Below are 24,367 nucleotides of genomic sequence, written 5' to 3' on the forward strand. Positions count from 1 at the left end.
CTGTGTGAATACGGTGAGTGTTGTCACAGGAAAATGTTTCCCGTAAGATGGGCGAAAAGACGAGCGTGTGTAGGAAGGTGCCGTGATGCGAATACCAAAGTGGACTCCAGCAACGTGGAGCGTGGTGGCAGGATGCATAGGTGGGGTGCTCGGTATCGTGATTGTTGGAATTGCCTCCCCTATTAGGATCATTTCTCCCACTGATAATGGGGTGGTCACCCGTTTTGGCAAGTATCATCGGACGCTAGAACCGGGATTGCATTATCTTATCCCCTTTGTAGAGTGGGTGTATAAAGTGCCGGTAACCAAGGTGCAAAAGGAAGAGTTCGGGTTCAGAACGTCGAAGAGTTCCGAGCAGAGTCACTATGTGAATAATATCAGTCACGAGTCTCTTATGCTTACGGGGGATTTGAATATTGTAGACGTCGAGTGGGTGGTTCAGTATCGCATTGTAGATCCAAGAGCATGGGTGTTTAATGTTGAGTCCCAGGAGCGAAGGCAAACCATTCGAGACATTTCAAAAGCAGTGGTGAACAGTTTAATTGGAGATCGAGCGATTCTTGATATCATGGGGCCGGAGCGCAGTGCGATTCAGATGCGTGCGAAGGATATGATGAATGTTCTCCTGAAAAGGATTGGCCTAGGTGTTCTTGTTTCCTCCGTGCAGCTGCAAAATGTTGTTCCTCCTCAGGAGGTACAGCAAGCGTTTGAAGACGTGAATATTGCTATTCAGGATATGAATCGACTCATTAACGAGGGAAAAGAGTCCTACAATAGGGAAATTCCTAAGGCCCGAGGTGACGCGGACAAGTTGATTCAGGAGGCTATGGGATATGCGAATGAACGCGTAAATAGAGCAAAAGGAGATGTAGCACGTTTTGACTCAATCTATGCTGAATATGTCAAAGCACCTCATGTTACCAAAACGCGTTTGTACCTTGAGGGACTGGGGGCTATCCTGGAAAAGACTGAAAATGTGCTGTTGATTGACAAAAAACTGGAGAATCTTTTAACGCTCAAGGATATCAGTAAGGTATCGAAGAAGGTCGTGGCAGGAACACGCGAGGAGTAGGGGTATGAGGAAACGTGGACTACAGGTACACGCACGTGTACGACCTGTTCTGAACATAGGTATAGTCGTTGGGGTGCTGTTAGGTGGTGTTGTGCTCCTGCAACCGTTTTACCTCATCCAGGAAGGACAGGTTGCGCTCATCACCCAGTTCGGAGAAATCATAAAAACGAATAACACCGCTGGATTGTATGTCAGAGCTCCTTTTCTGCATCACGTGCATAAGTATACAGCCAAGCTCCTGCGCGTTGATGGAGATCCTCAGAAGATTCCCACAAAGGAAAAACAGTTCATTGAGGTGGATACCACCAGTAGGTGGAGGATTGAAGACGTCAAAAAGTTTTATCAGTCTTTGGGGACTTATGAGGCGGCTTACTCGCGTATTTCTGACATTATCGATTCCTCAGTTAGGGATATTATCACTGTCAATGGCCTAGACGATGTTGTGCGAAGCACGAACGCTATCAACGAGTCCAATCACTCCGAGCAGTTTGACGTCCCGGTGTCGCAGCTTGCCTTTGATAGGGGTGCGGAGAAAACTGCGCATATGACGATAGAAAAGGGGCGAGAGTCTCTTGCGCGGGAGATCTCACAGGCGGCGAATGATCAGTTAAAAGATTTCGGTATTGTCGTTGTCGATGTGATCTTCAAGGGGATTAAGTACTCAGATGAGCTGCAAGCATCTGTGTTCAATCGGATGGTAAAAGAGCGCAACCAGATCGCGCAAATGTTCCGCTCCACAGGCGAAGGAAAGAAGGCAGAGTGGCTTGGAAAGCTCGACAACGAAAAACGCAGTTTACTTTCAAAAGCGTACGAGGAGGCAGAGCGTATCAAGGGTGAAGCAGACGCCCGCGCCGCGGCCGTGTACGCGCAGTCGTACGGGAAATCTCCTGAGTTCTACGGCTTCTGGAAAAGCTTGGAGGTGTACAAGAAATCGCTCCCCGACACGGAGAAGATCCTCTCAACCGACTTGGAATACTTCAAGCACCTATACCAGCACTGATCGCCCACGTATGTACCGCCTGAGTCAGTGGAAGCGGTCGCGCCATTTGCTGAGGTTTCCTGTTCCAACCCACTGGTTGACTTGGAATCCGTGGCGGAGGCCTGTAGTCACGAATCTCTTAGCACTCAGTATCGCGTCGTAGGCGGTGAGTCCTCGGCCCAGTCCTGCAGTAATAGCCGCAGATACGGTGCAGCCCGCGCCGTGATTCCATCCACTCTGCACAAGTTCATCTTCAACGAGGTGAAACGTCTTGCCGTCGTAGAAAACATCCAGAGCGTGCTTGCAACCGGGGAGTCTTCCGCCGCCTTTGACGAACACGTGCGACGCGCCGCGCTCGTGAATCAAACGTGCACCCTCCTTCATTTCGTCCACTGTCCGTGGTACGCTGATACCGGCAATCTGGGCGGTTTCAAAAAGATTGGGAGTAACAACTGTCGCGCGTGGCAAAAGTTTCTGGATCATCAATTCGTTCAACTCACGGTGCAATGCATCTCCCGATCCTTTGCATACCATGACAGGATCAAAGACGTATGCAGCAACTGCAAAACGTTCGAGATACTCCGCGACACATTCGATTGCATGGACAGAGGCAAGCATACCGCTTTTCACCGCGCTGACCCCCACGCCTGCAAATGCGGTTTCAAGCTGATCGCGCACACAGTCTTCCTCAAGTGAATGTACACGATGCGACCAGTTCCGGGATGGGTCCATAGTAACGATGGCGGTGAGCGTAGCCACACCGAACGCTCCATACTCTTGGAAAGTTTTCAGATCCGCCTCGATGCCCGCACCACCTGAAGCATCCGATCCACCAATGCTAAGCAACTTGACCATAACGTGCCTCCTCTTAAGCGGGGTCCACTCTATTCACCATGGGTGTGGTTTGTCAACCAGAGGTTCTAAGAGAGCAAAATCAAAGGGAAAGGCACAGCATGTACTACAGATTTTTTAAATCCTATGGTAATAACCGATACTGCGAAGCACATGAAAGAATTTAAATTACACGCTTCTTTCCAACCTGCAGGCGATCAGATTGCCGCAATCGACGCACTCGTGCGTGGCTTGCATGCGGGGGCGCGTTTTCAAACGCTCAAGGGTGTTACCGGTTCGGGGAAAACGTTTACAGTTGCAAACGTTATTGCACGCGTGCAAAAACCGACGCTTGTCATCAGTCATAATAAAACGCTCTCTGCACAATTGTACCGGGAATTTAAAGGTTTTTTCCCAGACAATGCGGTGGAGTATTTTGTGTCGTACTACGATTATTATCAGCCTGAATCGTATGTCCCTGCTCGTGATCTCTACATTGAGAAAGATGCTTCTATCAATGCAGAGATAAATAGAATGCGTTTATCTGCAACGTTTAGTCTCATGGAACGTCGTGATGTTATTGTAGTCGCAACTGTTTCGTGTATTTACGGTCTTGGGTTGCCTGAATCCTGGCGTGATCTGCGTATCCACGTGGAAGTCAACCAGTGTCTTGATCTTGAAGATCTCAAGCGGCAACTTGTATCTCTGCAATACGAGCGTAACGACGCGGTGCTCGAGTGCGGTCGCTTCCGAGTTCGGGGAGACGTTATTGAAATTTTCCCTGCGTATTTAGAAGAATTTTATCGTATCGAGTGCGATTGGGATCGAGTTGTTCGTATCCGTCGCATTCATCCTGTAAGCGGTGCTGTTCTAAGGGAATTTGAAGAACTTACCGTTTACCCTGCAAAGCATTTTGTACTTAAAGAGGATGCAATCCCTCGCGCCATGGACCGTATTAGACAAGAACTCGATGAACGGTTGGTACAATTAACTCAAGAGAATAAGCTTGCAGAAGCGGCACGTTTAAAAACGCGCACAGAATACGATCTTGAAATGCTCGGAGAGATGGGGTATTGCCACGGTATAGAAAATTATTCTGCGCCGATTGCAGGTAGAAAATCTGGTGAACCGCCGGTGACGCTTCTTCATTATTTTCCAAAGGATTTTGTGCTCTTTGTTGATGAAAGTCACGTAACACTTCCGCAGCTTGGTGCAATGTATGAAGGAGATCGGGTGCGTAAACAGAATCTCATCGATTTTGGCTTTCGCTTGCCGTGTGCACGAGATAACCGTCCACTGAAAGATTCGGAATTTGAGGCATTGTTAAATCAAGCAGTTTTTATTTCTGCAACTCCTGGGGTGAAGGAACGCACACAGTCTGTGCAAATAGTTGAACAACTGATTCGTCCCACTGGACTTTTAGATCCATGCATCGAAGTGAGAAAAACGGATGGACAAATAGAAGATATATGTCAGCGGGTAAAAGCTTGTAGTGCGCGGAACGAACGTAGTTTGGTGCTAACATTGACAAAAAAAATGGCTGAAGATTTAACAGATTATTTCAATGGACTGGGAATAAGGACAAAGTATGTTCATTCGGAAATTGAAACTATTGAACGCGTAGAAATTCTCACGAGTCTGCGTGCGGGGGAATGTGAGGTATTAGTTGGAATAAATTTATTACGAGAAGGTATTGATTTGCCCGAGGTGGCATTCATTGCTATTTTGGATGCCAATATAGTCGGTTTTTTACGTTCGACGACGAGTCTCATCCAAATTATTGGTCGAGCAGCACGTAATGCTCGCGGAACTGTGGTAATGTACGCGGATGCAATCAGCGATGCGATGCGTGAAGCAATAGAGGAAACTGCTCGACGGAGAAAGATTCAGATGGCGTATAATCGTGCTCATGGGATTACACCCCGTACGATTAAAAAGTCTATTGAAGATATTCTGGTCCGTGAGCAGGAAGTAAAAAAAGACGCTGCGCGTGTACAGGTCGCACCCCTGTTGCGCGCAGCAGACGCAGACGTGCGCACACATGCTGCACGCAAAAAAATGGTACAGGCGTTGCGCCTACACATGAAGGTTTGTGCGCGTGAGTTACGATTTGAAGAGGCAGCCCTCATCCGAGACAAAATTTTGCAACTGCAAAGGCAAGACGAGCAAAACGGGGTTTGATAGGGGAGGTGGAATCGAACAGCACGCGTTTTTACCATGTCACTTTCATTCCGCAGACAAGGGTGCCGAAGTGGCGTTCGGACCAGATGCTCTCGGCAATGCCCATGTAAGGAGCGTCAGCAAGCACGCCCTGTTCCCACTGGGCGCTGAGCTCCACCTTCTCGAAGGGACTGAACGTCAGTCCCACCTGGTACTGGAGCGCTCGTTCATTCAACAGGTTGCCCGCGGGGTTAATAATGTTAAAGCGATTGGTTGTGCCGAGCACGGATGTGTGTGGTGCAAGCCAGGCGTGGGAACCGAGGGGGATGCGATAGCTGCACCACGCCTTCCCCAAAATTGGCATATTGATAGTCCCAGGGGGCACAGCTCCATTCAGTTCGTACCCTCCGTTATTTCTGTAACGGATGTAGGTGAGGGGGATGTACACGCGTGCTTCGACGCCGGCGTTCAGGCCGGTGAGCAGGTGGGTGTAGGGGTCACCGCTTTTGGTTTCGAGCTTAAGGAATCCGGCAAAATCAAAGTAGTGCGCACGAGTGGTAGCAAAGACGCGTTTGCCAAAGATATTAGTGCCTGCGGTGGCAAAGTATATGCCAGAAGAGAGCCACTTCCACTGCATACGCAGGAGCGCGTCTATGTTGAGCGCGTTCATAGGTGCGCGCTCAAGGAAAGCGAGAAGTTTAGCAGTGACAACTCTTGGATCGGAAGAGCGGAAGACATCACGTACTCCTTGCTCTATGTTCGGTACAAGTTGCGATACAAGCGCCGCGAGCGCGCCAGCGGCTAGCACGGTTTGAATGGCGCTGCCGAGCGTTCCTTCTGCAATCAAAGCAGCAAGTCCTACCATCTCTATGAGAGTGGTTTGTTCGGTGATTCCTGGTGGCATCATGATATTGGGAAGGTTCTGCACGAGTTTCCCCTCCACCCGTCTAAACACTTCCCTTGCTTTGAGGATAGCTCTCTCTTGGGTCTGAGCATGTGCGTTACTCTGGTGTTGGTTACCGGCGTCGAGGGCGAAGGAGAAGCGGAAGCCGGCGCCTGGTTCGAGGGTGAGTCGGCCTCCTACTCCCCACAGGAGTGCTGTTTTGTTTTCGTTCTTGGAGTCTTCGGTACCCTTAACGTAGTTCTGGTCCAGTGTGGCATTCCCTGCCAGCTCCAACGTAAGCAGCCGCTGACGGTCGACGCCATAGGAAAGCGTTGCATCGGCCCCGAAGCCATACTTGCTGTGCGTGGTGTCAGTACTATCCCAGGCACCATTGGAAAGGAAGGAGAGGAAACCGATGTCCACATCTACTCCGCTGTTTCCCACATTGTGGGCCTGGTAGCCGAGTTTTGCCCCGGAGCCGGAGAAACCAGGGGCATAGCGAGTGTCCTTTTCTGAATAGGCACGGGTGACAAAGGGTTTCCACAGCTGGGCAAAGTTAACCACACAGGAAGGACTGGTACCCACTGTCAGGTAGGCCCCATAACAGTGCAGGGTTGCCTGGAAGGAAGCGGTAGGTTTGGTAAAGGACAGGGCCGTTGAGCTTTTAGAAGACGCAAGCTCTACTGCCAGGTCCTTCAGCTGCAGCTGTGCCCACACCCCTGAGCGTGCCTCCCCTCGGCGGGTGTGGGTGTGCTTTGACACCAACGGCAGGGAAATAGTCAGACTATTGGTAGTGCGAAACCCATGGGTGTGCTTGCCCGGGCCAGTGCGTGGATTCTTCTGGAACGCAATGCCCCACTGGAGCTGGGCTGTGCCACTGACCTGCGGAGTGAGTACGCCTGCATAACCAGAAGCAGCACATACCATGCCCGCAAGTACCCCCGCTTGCATCACCTGCCTGCCCACTCACTCCCCCTCCTCTCACTTCTACCTCACCCCCCCCCCACCCGTCTAGAAGACACGGAGAGCTCTATCTCATGAGCACCTACACACTCGCCTTCTCTTGGGGGACAGACAGAACTTCCGAAGAGAGAACAATAGGTTCCGGCGATGTTTCGAATAGGGTAAGGCGTTCTGACGCCTCCTCTAATGACTGCGCCAGACGCGCTACCGTGGCTTTGCTTAACGCAACGTTCTGCTGCGCCGATTCGATCATCGCCTCGTACTCTTTGATCCCCCGTCGATATTCCTCGATTGATCTGCAAAAGCTTTCGCACACACGCTGCTCTGACTGAAGCTTTTGACGGAGCTTGGCGCACTCTACCTGATACCCTGCACGTGCCACGCGCATCCGCGCTTCTGCCACGGTACGCAACAGCGTGCTGAGTTCATCGGGCACCGTCGGTCTTGTCTTCTGAGATAAAGGAGGCTGAGCAAATCCTTCCTCGGTAAAGAAACAACTTGCGTATGCAGCACCGATGCGCGCGCACAGCGCATTGATATCCTCATCCAGTTCACTGACCTGCGCTGTGAACGCCGCAACGCGCTTCAGCGGCTTGGCACCACAGTCAAGGGCGCGCAGGCGCGCGTCGAGTGCTTCTTGCTCATCCATAAGCTCCTGGCTATGTTGAAGGTTGCTCGCGTAAACGCCGCGGTCGGATATGAGCCGTGCGTACGCGGCACTGAGTGCGGAGGAAAGCTCGCCTGCGTGATACATGCGCTCGACGTCCGGATGCGCAATGACATCCGGGGTACAGAGCGTAATAATCTTTTGAATTTTTGCTTCGAGCACGCGAATCCTGCGCTGAACAACCGCGCTCTTCGCCTGGAGGCCAACTCTTTCAAGAATTGAACCAAATGTGCATGTTTCCAAGAGCTGGTCACGCTTGGCGCGTAAATCCTGCAGAGTAGACTCAAGCTCCGCCGTACGCGCATAGATCGGTTCGAGCGCAGGTAGGCCTACGTGCGCGTAGGTGGCATAGTACTGGGCTACAAAACTCCTGAGTACATCCCGCTCCTGACGAGCATGGCGGTGCAATACTTTGCTCACCCGCTTTCCAAGAGCGGCAAGTTCTTCTTGTCTTTGAAGTATCGACTTAATATCAAGGATAGACTCAGCAACCTGATCGCGCTGACGTTGAAGCGCGTGGCATCGGCTGATGTCAGTGTCCTGTACGCCAAGTCCGCTGATGTCACACGCAGCACCGCCGCGCACAATATGTTCACCGAGACTGCAACAATGGCTCTGCAGATCCTGCTGCGCACGCTGACACGCGGCATTCAGCGCGGAAAGACTCTTATCCGCGAACATGACCGCATTGTAAACACTTCCCCTGCGTATGTACAGGGCACCTCACTCCCTCTTTACCCATGCAAGGACAGACGTCCTGCCTAACTCTGGCGGGGTACTACCTGCGCGCTCGTATTCGGGTACAGATTATACGCCCGATCCATTGCGTTAGCGCAACCTGCGCCAGGATTGCAAGCACTGCCATTGTCATCACCTCTGGTTGGAAGCGCTGATACCCGTAGCGGATCGCTACGTCTCCTAAACCTCCTCCCCCAATCGCCCCTGCCATTGCTGAGTATCCAATTAGATTAATTACCATCAGTGCTACACCAGAAACACATGCAGGAGCAGCCTCAGGCAGCATGATTTTTAGTACAAGTTGCCGCATGCTTGAACCCATTGCCACCGCCGCTTGGATTATCCCTGGCTCCACCTCCAGCAGAGCACTTTCAATCACCCGTGCCACGAAAGGGAGCGCAGCTATCGCAAGCGGGAGGATAGCCGCCGCCGTTCCCACTGTGCGTCCTGTGAGCATACGCGAGAGCGGAAGCAACACCACCAGCAAAATCACAAATGGGAAAGCGCGCAGCACGTTCATTGACGAACTTAACACACGATGCCACGCAGGATGCGCCCACACGTGTCCAGGCGACATTACGCACAGCAATATCCCCAACGGGGTTCCCGCTGCTAGCGCAATACTTGCTGAAGCACACACCATCAGACTTGTCTGTCCGGTTGCACGAGCTACTAAAAGCCACAGTGTCTGGTTCGCCATTACCAGTGTGCCTTGTCAATAGCATGCACGGCACACGCACCCGAAGACATTCGATGGAAGGGTTCTGACTTTGCAAAAGAGGCAAAAGAACAGCCCGACAACAACTGCTGTGTGATCAGCCGCCGTGGCGCAGCAAAAAGTTGTGTCACCCTTCCTTCTTCCACTATTTCTCCCTCATGCAATACGGCGGCCCGATCGCACAAGTCGCGTACCACCTCCATCTGGTGTGTAATCAATACGACCGTCAGACGCAGTGAGCACTGCACATTTTTCAGCAACGTCAGAATTGACTGTGTTGTTTGAGGGTCGAGAGCGCTTGTTGCTTCGTCGCAGAAGAGTATTGCAGGTTCTGCAGCCAAGGCGCGCGCAATGGCTACGCGCTGCTTCTGCCCACCTGACAGCGTGCTGATACGCGCCTGTGCTTTGTCTGCAAGACCAACCAAGTGTAGCAAATGCAACACGCGCGCGTAGGCGTCCTTACGTGCATACCGTGCAATCTCAAGCGGGTAGGCAACATTCCCAAAGACGGTGCGGGAAGAAAACAGATGAAATTGTTGAAAGATCAATCCTATGCGCCTGCGCTGTGCACGCAAGGCAGCACCGCGCAGTAAATCTACCCTCGTGGTGTGATAAAAAACGGCTCCTTCGTCAGGTTTCTCCAAAAGACTCATGATGCGCAGTAGCGTTGATTTTCCTGCACCACTTTTGCCGATGATTCCATACATTCCGTGCGCTGGGATCTCTAGAGAAATATCTCGAAGTATAGGAACACCTGCGTATGTCTTCTTTAGCCGCTCGAGTCTGACCATGGGGACCAGGGTCTCTGCAAATAGGTACGTGTGTCAACACTACGGTATGCGATCCTGCAGCACGGGTGCGGTGCACGGCGTGACTTGTACACGCATGCATTTTTACCGTAGGATGCGCACTCGTGGTCCGTGTCTATGGCTGAGTGTACCCGGGAACAGAGAAAGAGACGAGGTGCAGGGCGTGCTGATGAGCATTGGCGGACGTTGAGTCCTGCCTCTTGCGCGGCAGATGCGCTGACGGAGCATATTTCTCCAGCGTATGCGCATTTAATTGCACAAGCGCAGGGCGCGGACGCGCAGGCGCTGAAACGTCAGGTGTGCTTTGCGCCACAGGAGCGTGTGGTGCATGCTTGCGAGTGTGCCGACCCATTGGGTGAGGACCGGTACTGCGTGACACCCTTTTTGGTGCATCAGTATGCGAATCGTGTGTTGATGTTGGCAACAGGACGTTGCTTTTCACACTGTCGCTATTGTTTTCGCCGCGGTTTCATCGCCCAACGTGCAGGGTGGATCCCCAACGAAGAGCGCGAGAAGATTATTACGTATCTTCGTGCTACCCCTTCGGTGAAGGAAATCCTGGTTTCAGGTGGTGATCCACTCACTGGTTCTTTTGCACAGGTCACATCGCTTTTCCGCGCACTGCGCAGTGTAGCGCCGGATTTGATTATTCGTCTGTGCACTCGCGCAGTCACCTTTGCTCCGCAGGCCTTTACTCCCGAGCTGATTGCGTTTCTGCAGGAGATGAAGCCGGTGTGGATAATTCCGCATATTAATCACCCGGCAGAGCTCGGTTCTACGCAGCGCGCGGTGCTCGAGGCCTGCGTAGGCGCAGGCCTCCCTGTGCAATCGCAGTCGGTACTGTTGCGCGGGGTGAACGATTCGGTAGAGACGCTGTGCACACTGTTTCACGCGCTCACTTGTCTGGGGGTTAAGCCGGGGTATCTATTTCAGTTGGATTTGGCGCCTGGAACTGGGGATTTTCGTGTGCCACTTTCTGACACGCTAGCTCTGTGGCGCACATTGAAGGAGCGCCTCTCAGGGTTGTCGCTTCCCACGCTTGCGGTGGACTTGCCAGGGGGTGGAGGAAAGTTTCCGCTTGTGGCATTGGCCTTGCAGCAAGATGTCACGTGGCATCAGGAACGCGAGGCGTTCTCCGCACGCGGCATCGATGGCGCGTGGTACACGTACCCGTTCTGACCGTCAAAACACCCCGCGCCTCATCGAGTGGAGAGTGCGCCGCGTGGTACACGGGGCAGCGCGAAACACCCCTGCGTGAAGGTAGGCGGAGGAGGGGGTACGGTGGTATGCACCGAACCCAGTGATGCACCGCCGCCCCCCCCCGAGGGGTCCTCTTCTGCCCCGCGCGCCCACGCAGCGCCGCAGAACGGTGAGAAAAGAGGACGCGCTCTCTACCGGCTAACACATATCACGCGTGCACGCAGCCCCCTCGCTGCCGTTGATGCGAGCTTCCAAAACCTCGAGTGCATCGCGAAGCTGCTGTGGCAGCCGCGCGCCAAACTTTGGGTAGTGATTCTCTCGGATGTCTTTAATTTCCTTTTTCCATCCGGCTATGTCCACCGACAAAAGCTCTTTCACTGCCTGCGTGCTTACGTTTAACCCCTCTGTGTTCAAGGCTCCCTCTTTGGGCATCCAACCGATCGCTGTTTCCACCGCGTTGTCCACACCATCACAGCGGTCAAAGATCCACGCGAGTACTCGGCTGTTATCGCCATATCCGGGCCACAGGAAGTTGCCCTCTGCATCTTTACGAAACCAGTTAACGCAGAAAATCTTTGGCAGGTTTTCGGCACGTGCCTGCGATCCGAGCTTAATCCAGTGCGAAAAGTAGTCTGCCATATGGTAGCCGCAGAAGGGGAGCATCGCGAACGGGTCTCGGCGAATCTGACCTACCTGGTCAGAGATAACTGCTGCAGTTACCTCCGAGCCGATGATGGAACCTAGAAACACCCCGTGATTCCAGTCCCGGGCCTGATGCACCAGGGGAACCGTACTGGGGCGACGGCCGCCAAACAGAAAAGCGTCGATAGGGACCCCTTCGGGATCTTCCCAGTTACTTGCAATTGCAGGGCACTGTCGCGCAGGAGCGGTAAAACGCGCATTCGGATGCGCAATTTCTTCTCCTTTTGGACTTTTATCGCGTGTAGGTGCGGGGCGCGACACGCCGTGCCAATCAATGATTGTTCCTTTAGCGGGATAGCCGATACCCTCCCACCACACGTCGCCGTCTTCGGTCAGACCACAGTTGGTGAAAATGGCGTTTTCCTTGATAGAGTCCATGGCATTCTTGTTCGAGAAATCAGATGTCCCTGGTGCTACGCCGAAGAACCCCGCTTCAGGATTGATAGCGTACAGGCGGCCGTCCTTTCCGAATTTCATCCACGCGATGTCATCGCCTACGGTCTCGACCTTCCATCCAGGAAGGGTAGGGATCATCATAGCCAGATTCGTTTTGCCACATGCAGAGGGAAACGCCGCACCAATGTACTTGGTCTTTCCAGCAGGGTTGGTGATTTTAAGGATGAGCATGTGCTCTGCAAGCCACCCTTCGTCTCGTGCGAGTACTGAAGCGATGCGTAATGCGAAACACTTTTTCCCCAACAGGGCATTCCCTCCGTATCCTGAACCGAAAGACCAAACCAAGCGCTCTTCAGGAAAGTGAGAGATGTATTTGCGCTCCATATCCGCGCAGGGCCACTGGCCTGCGTCAGTTACGCCCGGTCCTAACGGCTTCCCCACAGAGTGCAAACAGGGGACGAACTCACCATCAGTACCCAACGCCTCAAGCACGCGGGTACCCACGCGTGTCATGATGTGCATGTTGCAAACGACGTACTCAGAATCGGTGATTTCGATGCCATTTTTAGAGATGGGTGAGCCGACCGGTCCCATGGAAAAGGGAATGACGTACATGGTACGGCCCTTCATGCACTGGGAATAGAGACCGGTCATAGTCTTTTTTAATTCTGCAGGATCGGTCCAATGGTTAGTGGGTCCTGCATCATCCTCCCTTTTTGAGGCGATGAAGGTGCGCGCTTCGACGCGCGCAACGTCGGAGGGCTGTGAGCGAAAGAGGAAGCAGTTCTTACGTTTTTTTAATGGGGTAGCCAAGCCAGCATCCACCATTTTCTGCATAATGGTGTCGTACTCTTTTTTCGAACCGTCGCAGACGTAGACGGTATCTGGGGCACAGAGTGCGACCATCTCTTCTATCCACGCCTTTGCTCGAGCGTGGGCAATCTCGTGAAGTTCCATAACGCCGCTCCTTGGTGCGTAGCGTGCTGCACGGGTATTCCAGGCACGTATCGCCCCAGAAGTATAGCGCGCTAAAGGTAAATAAAAAAGACCTCTTCAAACCGAGTGTCTCTGTCACCGCAGGGAGCCGACATGAGCGGTGTTCTTTACCTAGGACGTTTCACTCTCTGTCTATTACCTGTCAGTTGTTTTTCTCAAAAAGTGATGACGTGTGCCGATACCGTCAGGGGTGCGCAAGAGGTTTTTATGCTATGTATCTACGTTGAGCTTCCCTATTACTATCAACTGACGCGCATCTTCCCTGCTGACATCGAATCGCTATGTGCGCGTATGAGAAGGTTCGCTGTCCACAACGGTGCTGCCCTCCACGAGGCATCGTCCGTTCGTATCTTTGCATTTGAAGCACACAGTCTCGGTTCTGTATACGCCGCGGTACGCTGCGTGCGTGCGCTGTATCAAACACTGGACACATACGAAAAGCAGGTGAAGGAATTTCGTATCCTCATGGACGTTGTTGCTGACGATGCTTCTCCCTGTCTGATAGAAGATCGCTTCCATGCATACCGCAGTACGCTGATTCCTGACCGTGGTTTTTTTGCATCCTTTCGTGCAAAACAGCTTCTCAAGCATTACCTTGAATTTTTGCCACTGCCAGCGCTGAATATGTACCAGGTTAATGGTTTCCTTTCACTTTGTGCGGAAAAACCTTTTCCACAAGGGGTAACCACGCACTGCATAGTTGTGCGTACCACTTCTTCATACATGAGTGCTCTGTGTAATTTCATGGCGCTCCATCCGTTGTCCGAAGCGGTCTACTCAACGCTATCTGAGGAAACGCGTGCGTTTTTTTTTCATCTGCGCGCTGCGGTGTCTTTTTTTAAAAGACGGCGGTATGATTCGTCTTTTCCCCAATATTTAACCGATGCATTTCTTCAGTATGTGGGTCTGTACTTTAAGCTTTATTACGAAGCGGCGCCAAATGCGGCGCCGCCGCCCATTTATGTAGACCCTTGTGCTGGACATGAGAGCCAAAAGCAGGCAGAGAAAGTACTGATCGTCAGTCCACATTCTCCCCTTATGCGGTTGCCTGCATCCTGCGCAGATATTGAAGCTATTCCGCAAGATCTAGCAGAAGTCATGTATACGCTTTCGCTTGCCTCCCGTTATATTTTCGCGGACGAAATAGAGGAATTTTTTCTGTTTTTGAAAAAACATGCTGACTTCGTCGGTGATTTATTTGACAAAATGTTTTGTACCCAGGTGACGATGGTGCCGCACAACGCGTATGCCATTCCAGAGGATGTACACGACAGTCTAGAAAAGCGTGTGCGCGTGAAAATGCCTGTAATACGCGAATGTATTTCTTCCTTCCTTTGGAAGAAATATCAGGAAGGATCGCTTTGTGCTAGTACGGATCTGCTCAGAACTTTCCAGGAGCTTCAGTACAAATACACATCCGATTGTGTGTTACACAGCTTGTTTCATACGTATTCTGACGTGCAGATTGCGCACCTACAGGTAGAAGAGTACACCGGCACGGATGTCGGCGCAGTGTTAAAGGTATACCAACACACGCTGCTGGTGGGCATGCGTGAAGACGCAGAGGCCGCGTTCAGAGAAGCAAAGGCTTGTCTGACAACACTGCAGGCGCGGCGTTTTGTGTCCGCTGAATACCGGACCTTTTCCCTCTTAGGATTTCTAACCATAGGTCAGAGCAAATTTGAAGACGCGTTGGTGTATTTTGGCTATGCACTCGATGATGCAGAACAGCTGCGCGACGGTGATTTTCTCTGTTCCGCGCTTTTTCATTTGAGTATTACCTACTTTTTGCAGCATAACTTTACCCAGGCGCGGCTTTTTCTGAGTAAGCTATCCGATGCGATATCCACGTATTTTGAGCAGCGATGGAAAACTGTCAGTCTGTTTATGCAGGGCAGAATTTCTCTCAGCCTCGGGGAGTATGCACAGGCGCGTCGGTGTTTTGATGAGGCTGCCGATTTTGCACTGCAGTACTTTGAACACCAAGAACCCTTGTGCAGAGTGTGGGCTGCACATGCACGGCTACTTGCGGATAAGTCGTATGCAGCGCACGCGCTGTTTCAGGACATGTGTGATCAATACCCTGATGCATATCTCTTTCTTGTAGAAAGCTATGTCCGCGCAGAATGTTTTGACGATCCCACGTTGTTTCAATCGTTTCCTGAGGAAACGACCTCTCGCGAGCCATGTGTGCCGTCCTTCTCTCTTGATACGCCGATTTACTCAGGGTTCTCCTGCGCAGAAGATCTGGTATGGGGCAGGCAGTGTGCGTTTGCAGTGAGTGCGCAGCACAGTACGGTATTTGCTCATTACTACCATTGCAGGGTGCATCTGCACCGTGCCGAGGATATGCAAACATTCCACCACCATAAGCAAAAACTTGAGGCCATTGCACGTCGCGCGTTTCAAATAGGTGATCCGAGTGCTGCGTTGTTTCTGTACCTCTGCTATGATGTGTCCTACCGCGTGCACGGCGCAGAGGCTGCTGTCACGACAGCGCACCTGAGTAGGGCGTTTAAAGTGATGCAGCGCAGCGTTGCGTATATGTCAGAAAATACCGTTCGCGCACAGTTCATGCAGGATAACTTTTGGAATGCAAAACTGTTTGCCGCCGCGCAGGCAAACAAACTCATTTAAAGCAGGGGGCACTATGGCGGTCAATTGTGGCATTATCGGTCTGCCGAATGTGGGGAAGTCGACAATTTTCTCCGCGCTCACTGCAAACGTCGTGGAGGCGGCGAATTATCCCTTTTGTACTATCGAACCTAACGTGGGTATGGTGACAGTACCTGATGTGCGTCTTGAAGCACTGGCTGGTCATTTTCGGCCAAAGAAAACGGTGTATGCCTCCATTGAATGTGTGGATATTGCTGGTTTGGTAAAAGGTGCCTCGCAGGGGGAGGGATTGGGCAATCGTTTTCTTGCGCATGTGCGAGAGGTTGGAGTACTTGCACATGTGGTGCGCTGTTTTGAGCATACGGATATCGTTCATGTACATAATAAGGTCGATCCTCTTTCAGATATTGAAACGGTGCATATAGAGCTGGCATTGGCAGACCTGGCCTCGGTAGAAAAACGGGCTGTGCGTGCTCAAAAGGAGTCGCGTATGGGAAAGTCCCTTCAAAAGGAAAGCACGCTGGTATTACGGGCACTCGATACGCTGCGCGAATATTTAGAAATGGGAAAGGCGGCATGTATGGCGCCGCTGTCGGATGAGGAGCGCAACGCGGTGCGCGATATGCGCTTGTTGACAATGAAGCCGCACCTGTACGTGTGCAATACAGACGAAAGCGGCATGCAGTACGGAAATGATTTCGTGCGCGCGGTGCAAGAGCACGCACGTGTGCATAACACGCAGGCAATTGTTATGTGTGGAAAATTTGAAGCAGAGCTTGCGCAGCTTTCTGATGTGGCAGAGCAAAACGCCTTTTTGCAAGAATTAGGGTTGCGCGAATCAGGACGTGCGGCGCTTGCGCGCGCAGTGTATTCCCTGATGGGGTTGCGTACCTTTTTTACCGCGGGGCCTGAGGAGTGTCGCGCGTGGACCATTCGGGCAGGGCTGCGTGCACCGCACGCGGCAGGAGTGATCCACAGCGACCTTGAGCGTGGTTTTATTCGTGCAGAAACGTATTCTTTCGATGATCTTGCGTCCTGTGGGAGTGTGGCAAAGGTGAGGGAGGCAAACCGCGTTCGGCAGGAGGGGAAGGAATACGAGGTGCAAGACGGGGACGTTATCTTTTTTAAATTCAATGTGTGAAACACAGGCGCTCCGTTCCGTCTGTGCGCCGTGTGCGATACAGTGAGCCTTGATTCTGCGTTTGAAAGCAGGCACAATGCGTCCCGTGCAGCGTATCATATCTTGGAATGTGAATGGAATTCGTGCCATAGAGCGGAAAGATTTTCTCAGCTGGCTCGCGCGTGAGGCGCCTGATGTTCTCTGTTTGCAGGAGATTAAAGCGCATGAGTCGCAGCTGAGTGCTGCGCTTCGTGCTCCGGTCTGGAGTGCTGGGGCGGGGGGTACGTACTATACCTATTTTCACAGTGCGCAGCGTCCTGGATACAGTGGCACGGCGCTGTTCAGTAAGCGCGCGCCAGATGCGGTGCGTTTCTTCGGGGTTCCGGCTTTTGACTGCGAGGGGCGGATGCTTGCGGCACGCTTTGGCGAGCTGACGGTGGTAAGCGCGTATTTTCCGAATGCGCAGGAAGGGGGCAAGCGGCTCGCGTATAAGCTTGATTTTTGCGCAGCGTTTCGTGCGTTCTGTGATGAAGAGCGTACGGCCGGGCAGCACGTGATCTTGTGTGGTGACTACAACATAGCGCATAAGGAAATCGACCTGGCACATCCTCAGGAAAATGAGGGGAATCCTGGATTCCTGCCTCAGGAGCGTGCATGGATGGATACATTTACGGAGGCAGGCTATGCGGATAGCTTCCGAGCCTTCTGCACAGAAGGGCAGCAGTACACGTGGTGGAGCTACCGTGCCCGTGCACGCGCGCGTAACATTGGATGGCGCATCGATTACCAGTGTGTGGACCAAGCCTTTTTAGCGCGCGTGACCTCTTCGCAGATACTGTCCGAGGTGACAGGATCGGATCACTGCCCAGTGTGTTTGACGTACGCGGACTAATCCGTTTCCGGGGTGAGCGGCACGTCCGCGCAAACTAAGACGTACCCGCGCGCACAGGCAGCGTCAGAGGTGGTAGCGAACGTCCACACCCGCGGCTATGAACTGTGCGGTGCGCGTGTTGGTCTGCTGTCTATCTTCTTCAATAATCTTTTCGCATGACCGGGGTACGCCGCTGTACGTGGCGCTTACCCCCAAGGACCAGTGCTCTGTCAGTTGAAAATAGCACCCCGCTGCCGCCTTGAGCACAAGACCGTAGTAGGTAGACGTGTAGTAATGCTGATAATTGAAGCCAGCCCCTACCGTCAGTGGCAAGCGGATGCGCCAGAAGGCAACCGTGTACCCGGCAGTGAGGGCAACGGGAATTGCAAGGTAATAGTACGGAGTAGTGGGACTGTACGTATTGTTTGGATAGCTGCAATGGTACTGCACACTTGCGTCAATCCCGAGCGACAGGCCGCGGCACACAAAGTGTTCAAACCCTAACGCCGCACTGAACGCGGGGTAGATGTACTTGTGCCCGTTGGTTTGCGCGTTGGCATTACGGTCGTCCCCGCGACCGCTGTTACACCAATCCACTTGAAAGAGGGGCACCGCGCCCATGGCCGAAAGGCGTATAGTACTCCGGCCCGCCGCAGTAGTGTCCCACGGGTCCGCGTGCACCGGGTGTGCAGCTCCCCACACTCCCGCGCATATTCCCAGCACCGGGCCGACCGCCCACCACTTCAATTGTTTCATACCCCGCTCCAACGCCGATCCTCTTACGCGTCTCGTCGAGGACCTACTCCATTCTACCCCCCCCCACGGCTGTTTGTCGAACCCTTTTTAAAGGGTTCGTTCTCGCGCGCTGGGCAGCACGCGCGTGAGGCGCCTATGCCATCGGGAGCTGCGTTTTTCTTATGCCCCACGAGGGGACTGCGGGGTATGTCGTGCGTCCGCATGGGTGTGGTATCGGTGAGAAAGACACCCTGAAATACATTACTAGCCTGCGATGCGTGCAAGACACCCCCATACACCGGGAAGTTGATGTCGACTCCAGCCCCGGCTGCGGCTGCGGCTCGGGCATAGTCGCCAGAAAGCGTGGAATTGTAACTACAACCGGGAAGTAGATGGCTGGGACTGGGGCTCCGGGCAGGGCTCGGGCTTGGGTGAAGGCGTTCCAATGGACGGGCATGTACGCCTGCGTCCCATAAGATGTCATTGGCTGGGGCTACGGCTGGGAGTTGGGCTCGGGCTGCGAAGTAATAGACGGGCATGCCGTTCTCTACCAAATCAAGCGACATGCCCCTACGAATTGCCAACGCTCCGTCACGTTCTTCTCTATCACTACATTGCTGTTCTCTTGTAGCTTGCCTTGCTCCCAGCTCAGCCGAATCTCCACCTTCTCTAACGGACTGACCACTACCCCACACTCGTAATACCCACAATATTCTGCCTTCCACTTCGTAGCAGGAGCATAGCGTGCAAACGCGGCGCTGTGGTTTCTTCCTGCTCGGGCGGCGCCCGTGTTTGACTTGCCCTCCCCGTCAGGGTGGAATTGCGTCTTTTGCGCGCGGCTTTCCATGCTTGAGGTTTCCGGCGCTACCATCTTCGGATGCAATGCCCCGCGTGCCGGCGCTCACGGTGCCATTGACGTTCGCTGCATTCTCTTTCTTATGCCCCACGTCTGACTGCGCAGTCGTGCTGCAGCATGTTATTGGTGAGAAATACTCCCCCGAATATACGCGCACGGTGGTGACTGACCGGACTCTCGTGCGAAGGAGAGTAGGAGTCTAAAATCTTATCAGGGGCTCCGGGTGGGACCCCGGCTGCCAGGGCTCGGGCTTGGGCGTGGACGGGCACGCAACCCATAAGATGTTGGCTGGGGGTTGGGCTGGGGGAAATAGACGTGCGGCGTGCGTTGGGGCGATACCCACAATATCCTGCCTTCCACTTCGTAGGAGCAGCATCGTTTTTCTTGTTCGTACCGCGCCTGTGTGCGTTTGTGCGCGCAGCGCGTCCCTGCTGCTGGGGCGCCCGTGTTTGACTTGCCCTCCCAGTCGGTGTGAGGCAGGCCGCGTCTATCCCTCAGTGCGCATGTCCTCCCTGCTTGAGGGGTTGGGCGCCACCATTTTCATATGCAATGCCCCAGATGCAGTCGTCCTTCTGCATGGGTGTGGTGAGAAAGACACCCTGAAATACATTGCTCTACTTCGTACCAGGAACTGCAGCAGCAGGGGGAACAGGGACACCCTGGGTGAAAAGACTGCACCATGCTAGGATGGGGAATGGATATGTCCAAAAGTGTGATGCTGTGTTGCCTGTTGAGTGTACAACCCTGTTATGCCGGGTACGTGTTTGTTTCCCCAAAGCTTGGCGTGTATGGAGAAGCATTGGGCGGTCCTGACACGGTGGGTAAAGCGGTCAAGCAGGCCGACGGTACTAAGATTGCTCCGAAGATATGGTACTACGCGCCGCGTACCCCGCTTTTTGGCGTGGATATAGGCTATCAGGCGGATAACGGCCTGTTGTTCCGGGTGAATTTGGATGCGGCACTCACGCGCCTTATGTTTCGCAGCCAGTGTGTGGTGGGCTATTCCTTGCGGTTCGGCTGGGGGGGGGGTACGTCTCTATCGCTTCGGGAATCGAGTGTAGTGCAACGGTCGATGACGCGCAGTACGAGCCCTACACGAAAAATGAGCAGGGGACTACTGTTGCCTCCAACACCGTGTTCCCGTGCACGGTCTTGGAGGCATTGGTGCGTGATCCGGCCCTTACCGCAGATTACCTGCTTTACGGTATGCAAAGCTGTTACGCAATTCCGCTCCATGTGGGGGTTTCGTATTACCTTGCCAAGCGCTGGGGTATTGAGTGTGCGCTTACGGCCTCACTTGGCATTTCAATGCGGACGGATGTGCGCGTCCCCTACGCGGTACGCATAGGGCCGGTATTCCGCGTGTAGGGCCTCCGGTGAGCCGCTCTCCTTCCCATAAGATGGCGTTGTTGGCTGGGGCTGGGGCTGGGGCTGGGGCTTTCCAATGGACGGGCATGTACGTACGGTCCTATGGAACTTCGTTGTGGGCTGCGGCTCCGGGTAGGGCTGGGACTCCGGCTGCGGCTCCGGCTGCTTGGGCATAGCCGCTAGACAGTGTGGAGTTCCTCCGGGCGACTGCGAGCCGAGAAGTAGATGTCAACTCGGGCTGGGGGTACGGCTCGGGCGTGGAACGAGGTTTTTTGTGTGAGGGGGATGTGCGCGCGTGTCTTGTTCCTGCCTCCCACTTCGTAAGAGCAGGAACCGCACCAGGGACGACGCCGGGGACCGCAGCAGCTTGCTTGTTCGTACCGCCGTACGTGCTGGGGGTTACTCCTGCTGGGACGTTGCCGTTTGGTTTGCCCTCCCAGTCGGTGTTAGGGGGGCTGCGCCTAGCTCCAGTGCACGCGTCCTCCCTGCTTGAGGGGTTGGGCGCCACCATTTTTTTCAGATGCAATGCCCCGTGAGGTTTGCGCAGTCGTGCTCTCGCATGGCTATGTTTCTAGCGAGAAATACTCCCTCGAATACATTGCTGGCCTTCGATGCGGGCGGACGTCCCACACCGGGAAGTGGATGTCGGCTGGGGCTCGGGCGTGGGCTTTTAGGACTTTGTAATGGACAGGCATGTACGCCTGCGTCCTATAAGATGTCGTCGGCTGCGGCTGGCACTGCGGCTCCGGCTCGGGCTCGGGCGTGGAACGAGGTTTTTTGTGTGAAGGGGATGTGCGCGCGTGTCCTGTTCTTGTGCTCCACTTCGTACCAGGAGCAGGGGCTGCAGCAGCAGCTTTTTTGTTCGTACCGCCGTACGTGCTGTGGTTTGCTCCTGCTTGGACGACGCCCTTGCTGTCTTTGCCCTCCCAGTGCGCACCTTCCCTGCTTGATGGCGCCACCATCGGATGCAATGCCCCCGACACGTCTGAGAAGCTAAACGAGCCTCCACATTCACGCAGTCCGCGCCTACGGTGCCCTGCGCTCCGTCTTTCTTACGCCCCACGAGGCTGGCGCAGTCGTGTGCGGTCATGGCCATGTTGAGAAATACTCCCTGAAATACATTGCTGGCCTGCGATGTGCGTGAGGCATCCCCATACCGGGAAGTTGATGTTGGCTGCGGCTGGGGCTTGGGGTCCGGTCAGGACCGTGTAGTGGACGGGCATGTACGCCTGCATCCTATAAGATGTCGTTGTTGACTGCGGCTGCGGCTGCGGCTGCGGGTAGGGCTCGGGTTTTCTGAGTAGACGAGGGTTCGTACGTTCGTCTTATTTCCGCGCGGGCATACTCAGCAATATTCTGCCTTCCACTTCGTAGGAGCAGCAGGAGCAGCAGGGGGCGTGGCCTTTTTGTTCGTACCGCCGTACGTGCTGGGAGTTCCTGCTGGGGCCTTGCCCTGACTGTCTTTGCCCTCCCAGTCGGTATGAGGCAGGTCGCGTCTGTCCCTTAATGTGTGCCTCCTTGCCTGAGGGCTCCGGCGCCACCAGTTTCAGATGCAATGCCCACGGCATCGCCTGAGAGGCTGAACGGGTCTCCACACTCACACAGTCTGCGCCTATGTCGCCATTCGCTCCGTTTTTCTTATGCCCCATGGAGCGTGCGCAGTCGTGCGTCTGCATGTCCATGGCATTGGTGAGAAAGACGTCTTTAAACACATTGCTGGCCTTCGATGCGGGCGGACGTCCCACACCGGGAAGTTGATGTCGGCTCCGGCTCGGGCTGTGGCATAGCCGCTAACGCACGGGGAGTGCACGCGTTTTTACCATGTCACTTTCATTCCGCAGACAAGGGTGCCGAAGTGGCGTTCGGACCAGATGCTCTCGGCAATGCCCATGTAAGGAGCGTCAGCAAGCACGCCCTGTTCCCACTGGGCGCTGAGCTCCACCTTCTCGAAGGGACTGAACGTCAGTCCCACCTGGTACTGGAGCGCTCGTTCATTCAACAGGTTGCCCGCGGGGTTAATAATGTTAAAGCGATTGGTTGTGCCGAGCACGGATGTGTGTGGTGCAAGCCAGGCGTGGGAACCGAGGGGGATGCGATAGCTGCACCACGCCTTCCCCAAAATTGGCATATTGATAGTCCCAGGGGGCACAGCTCCATTCAGTTCGTACCCTCCGTTATTTCTGTAACGGATGTAGGTGAGGGGGATGTACACGCGTGCTTCGACGCCGGCGTTCAGGCCGGTGAGCAGGTGGGTGTAGGGGTCACCGCTTTTGGTTTCGAGCTTAAGGAATCCGGCAAAATCAAAGTAGTGCGCACGAGTGGTAGCAAAGACGCGTTTGCCAAAGATATTAGTGCCTGCGGTGGCAAAGTATATGCCAGAAGAGAGCCACTTCCACTGCATACGCAGGAGCGCGTCTATGTTGAGCGCGTTCATAGGTGCGCGCTCAAGGAAAGCGAGAAGTTTAGCAGTGACAACTCTTGGATCGGAAGAGCGGAAGACATCACGTACTCCTTGCTCTATGTTCGGTACAAGTTGCGATACAAGCGCCGCGAGCGCGCCAGCGGCTAGCACGGTTTGAATGGCGCTGCCGAGCGTTCCTTCTGCAATCAAAGCAGCAAGTCCTACCATCTCTATGAGAGTGGTTTGTTCGGTGATTCCTGGTGGCATCATGATATTGGGAAGGTTCTGCACGAGTTTCCCCTCCACCCGTCTAAACACTTCCCTTGCTTTGAGGATAGCTCTCTCTTGGGTCTGAGCATGTGCGTTACTCTGGTGTTGGTTACCGGCGTCGAGGGCGAAGGAGAAGCGGAAGCCGGCGCCTGGTTCGAGGGTGAGTCGGCCTCCTACTCCCCACAGGAGTGCTGTTTTGTTTTCGTTCTTGGAGTCTTCGGTACCCTTAACGTAGTTCTGGTCCAGTGTGGCATTCCCTGCCAGCTCCAACGTAAGCAGCCGCTGACGGTCGACGCCATAGGAAAGCGTTGCATCGGCCCCGAAGCCATACTTGCTGTGCGTGGTGTCAGTACTATCCCAGGCACCATTGGAAAGGAAGGAGAGGAAACCGATGTCCACATCTACTCCGCTGTTTCCCACATTGTGGGCCTGGTAGCCGAGTTTTGCCCCGGAGCCGGAGAAACCAGGGGCATAGCGAGTGTCCTTTTCTGAATAGGCACGGGTGACAAAGGGTTTCCACAGCTGGGCAAAGTTAACCACACAGGAAGGACTGGTACCCACTGTCAGGTAGGCCCCATAACAGTGCAGGGTTGCCTGGAAGGAAGCGGTAGGTTTGGTAAAGGACAGGGCCGTTGAGCTTTTAGAAGACGCAAGCTCTACTGCCAGGTCCTTCAGCTGCAGCTGTGCCCACACCCCTGAGCGTGCCTCCCCTCGGCGGGTGTGGGTGTGCTTTGACACCAACGGCAGGGAAATAGTCAGACTATTGGTAGTGCGAAACCCATGGGTGTGCTTGCCCGGGCCAGTGCGTGGATTCTTCTGGAACGCAATGCCCCACTGGAGCTGGGCTGTGCCACTGACCTGCGGAGTGAGTACGCCTGCATAACCAGAAGCAGCACATACCATGCCCGCAAGTACCCCCGCTTGCATCACCTGCCTGCCCACTCACTCCCCCTCCTCTCACTTCTACCTCACCCCCCCCCACCCGTCTAGGGAATATGTGACGTAAAAATAAAAAA

19 protein-coding genes and 1 pseudogene are annotated in these 24,367 nt (G+C 54.0%); 11 read left to right on the top strand and 9 right to left on the bottom strand.

The window, feature by feature from the left end:
- Positions 1-85 precede the first annotated feature (85 nt).
- Both hflK and hflC read left to right on the top strand, forming a co-directional pair.
- The gene (gene hflK, locus TPANIC_RS00570) at positions 86-1,072 is read left to right on the top strand and encodes an FtsH protease activity modulator HflK (protein WP_010881562.1); all 987 of its coding nucleotides are present in this window, start codon (positions 86-88) and stop codon (positions 1,070-1,072) included.
- Between the two features lie 4 nt (positions 1,073-1,076).
- Positions 1,077-2,072: a protease modulator HflC gene (hflC, locus tag TPANIC_RS00575; RefSeq protein WP_010881563.1), complete on the top strand. Its 996-nt coding sequence runs from the start codon at positions 1,077-1,079 to the stop codon at positions 2,070-2,072.
- 24 nt (positions 2,073-2,096) lie between these two features.
- Here hflC and thiD read toward each other — a convergent pair whose 3' ends face one another.
- A complete protein-coding gene (gene thiD / locus TPANIC_RS00580) occupies positions 2,097-2,906 on the bottom strand; it encodes a bifunctional hydroxymethylpyrimidine kinase/phosphomethylpyrimidine kinase (protein WP_010881564.1) in 810 nt (269 codons plus the stop codon).
- A gap of 150 nt (positions 2,907-3,056) precedes the next feature.
- Between thiD and uvrB the strand changes: the two genes are divergently transcribed.
- Positions 3,057-5,063, top strand: a complete 2,007-nt coding sequence (gene uvrB / locus TPANIC_RS00585; protein ID WP_010881565.1) for an excinuclease ABC subunit UvrB — start codon at positions 3,057-3,059, stop codon at positions 5,061-5,063.
- A 31-nt stretch (positions 5,064-5,094) separates the two neighbouring features.
- Here uvrB and TPANIC_RS00590 read toward each other — a convergent pair whose 3' ends face one another.
- The 4 genes from TPANIC_RS00590 to TPANIC_RS00605 all read right to left on the bottom strand — a co-directional run bounded on the left by TPANIC_RS00590 (position 5,095) and on the right by TPANIC_RS00605 (position 9,802).
- Positions 5,095-6,891, bottom strand: coding sequence for a major outer sheath N-terminal domain-containing protein (locus TPANIC_RS00590; RefSeq protein WP_010881566.1), 1,797 nt, complete (start codon positions 6,889-6,891; stop codon positions 5,095-5,097).
- A gap of 79 nt (positions 6,892-6,970) precedes the next feature.
- Positions 6,971-8,236 carry a hypothetical protein gene (locus TPANIC_RS00595; RefSeq protein WP_010881567.1) on the bottom strand — a complete coding sequence of 422 codons (1,266 nt, stop codon included), beginning with the start codon at positions 8,234-8,236 and terminating at the stop codon, positions 6,971-6,973.
- A gap of 97 nt (positions 8,237-8,333) precedes the next feature.
- On the bottom strand, positions 8,334-8,993 hold the full coding sequence (locus TPANIC_RS00600; RefSeq protein ID WP_010881568.1) for a methionine ABC transporter permease: 660 nt from the start codon (positions 8,991-8,993) through the stop codon (positions 8,334-8,336).
- Positions 8,993-9,802, bottom strand: coding sequence for a methionine ABC transporter ATP-binding protein (locus TPANIC_RS00605; protein WP_010881569.1), 810 nt, complete (start codon positions 9,800-9,802; stop codon positions 8,993-8,995). Before TPANIC_RS00605 ends, TPANIC_RS00600 begins: the two co-directional genes overlap by 1 nt.
- A gap of 129 nt (positions 9,803-9,931) precedes the next feature.
- Here TPANIC_RS00605 and TPANIC_RS00610 point away from each other — a divergent pair, with 129 nt between their 5' ends.
- Positions 9,932-10,999, top strand: a complete 1,068-nt coding sequence (locus tag TPANIC_RS00610) for a KamA family radical SAM protein (RefSeq protein WP_010881570.1) — start codon at positions 9,932-9,934, stop codon at positions 10,997-10,999.
- A 219-nt stretch (positions 11,000-11,218) separates the two neighbouring features.
- Here TPANIC_RS00610 and TPANIC_RS00615 read toward each other — a convergent pair whose 3' ends face one another.
- Entirely contained in the window at positions 11,219-13,075 is a 1,857-nt protein-coding gene (locus TPANIC_RS00615; RefSeq protein ID WP_010881571.1) for a phosphoenolpyruvate carboxykinase (GTP), read from the bottom strand.
- A gap of 105 nt (positions 13,076-13,180) precedes the next feature.
- On the opposite strand from TPANIC_RS00615, the gene TPANIC_RS00620 reads away from it, so the two are divergent.
- The 3 genes from TPANIC_RS00620 to TPANIC_RS00630 all read left to right on the top strand — a co-directional run bounded on the left by TPANIC_RS00620 (position 13,181) and on the right by TPANIC_RS00630 (position 17,742).
- Positions 13,181-15,751, top strand: a complete 2,571-nt coding sequence (locus TPANIC_RS00620) for a tetratricopeptide repeat protein (protein ID WP_010881572.1) — start codon at positions 13,181-13,183, stop codon at positions 15,749-15,751.
- Between the two features lie 13 nt (positions 15,752-15,764).
- Complete coding sequence (gene ychF, locus TPANIC_RS00625; protein ID WP_010881573.1) at positions 15,765-16,871, top strand: redox-regulated ATPase YchF; 1,107 nt, start codon at positions 15,765-15,767, stop codon at positions 16,869-16,871.
- 76 nt (positions 16,872-16,947) lie between these two features.
- Positions 16,948-17,742 (top strand): exodeoxyribonuclease III, encoded by a 795-nt coding sequence (locus TPANIC_RS00630; protein WP_010881574.1) that lies wholly within the window; start codon positions 16,948-16,950, stop codon positions 17,740-17,742.
- Positions 17,743-17,805: 63 nt separating this feature from the next.
- Here TPANIC_RS00630 and TPANIC_RS00635 read toward each other — a convergent pair whose 3' ends face one another.
- Both TPANIC_RS00635 and TPANIC_RS05545 read right to left on the bottom strand, forming a co-directional pair.
- Positions 17,806-18,477, bottom strand: a complete 672-nt coding sequence (locus TPANIC_RS00635; RefSeq protein ID WP_014342713.1) for a hypothetical protein — start codon at positions 18,475-18,477, stop codon at positions 17,806-17,808.
- 526 nt (positions 18,478-19,003) lie between these two features.
- Positions 19,004-19,327: a major outer sheath C-terminal domain-containing protein gene (locus tag TPANIC_RS05545; RefSeq protein WP_014342772.1), complete on the bottom strand. Its 324-nt coding sequence runs from the start codon at positions 19,325-19,327 to the stop codon at positions 19,004-19,006.
- Positions 19,328-20,027: 700 nt separating this feature from the next.
- On the opposite strand from TPANIC_RS05545, the pseudogene TPANIC_RS05550 reads away from it, so the two are divergent.
- The 4 genes and pseudogenes from TPANIC_RS05550 to TPANIC_RS05200 all read left to right on the top strand — a co-directional run.
- Positions 20,028-20,255, top strand: a pseudogene (locus tag TPANIC_RS05550) (DUF2715 domain-containing protein); the annotation flags it as partial.
- Between the two features lie 44 nt (positions 20,256-20,299).
- A complete protein-coding gene (locus tag TPANIC_RS05555; RefSeq protein ID WP_175608052.1) occupies positions 20,300-20,680 on the top strand; it encodes a DUF2715 domain-containing protein in 381 nt (126 codons plus the stop codon).
- A 188-nt stretch (positions 20,681-20,868) separates the two neighbouring features.
- Positions 20,869-21,216 (top strand): hypothetical protein, encoded by a 348-nt coding sequence (locus tag TPANIC_RS00655; protein WP_010881577.1) that lies wholly within the window; start codon positions 20,869-20,871, stop codon positions 21,214-21,216.
- On the top strand, positions 21,201-21,677 hold the full coding sequence (locus tag TPANIC_RS05200) for a hypothetical protein (RefSeq protein WP_010881578.1): 477 nt from the start codon (positions 21,201-21,203) through the stop codon (positions 21,675-21,677). The genes TPANIC_RS00655 and TPANIC_RS05200 overlap by 16 nt, the downstream gene beginning before the upstream one ends.
- A gap of 819 nt (positions 21,678-22,496) precedes the next feature.
- Here TPANIC_RS05200 and TPANIC_RS00665 read toward each other — a convergent pair.
- A complete protein-coding gene (locus TPANIC_RS00665; protein WP_010881566.1) occupies positions 22,497-24,293 on the bottom strand; it encodes a major outer sheath N-terminal domain-containing protein in 1,797 nt (598 codons plus the stop codon).
- Positions 24,294-24,367: the final 74 nt, after the last annotated feature.

It is taken from the genome of Treponema pallidum subsp. pallidum str. Nichols (genome assembly GCF_000410535.2).
GTDB lineage: Bacteria > Spirochaetota > Spirochaetia > Treponematales > Treponemataceae > Treponema > Treponema pallidum.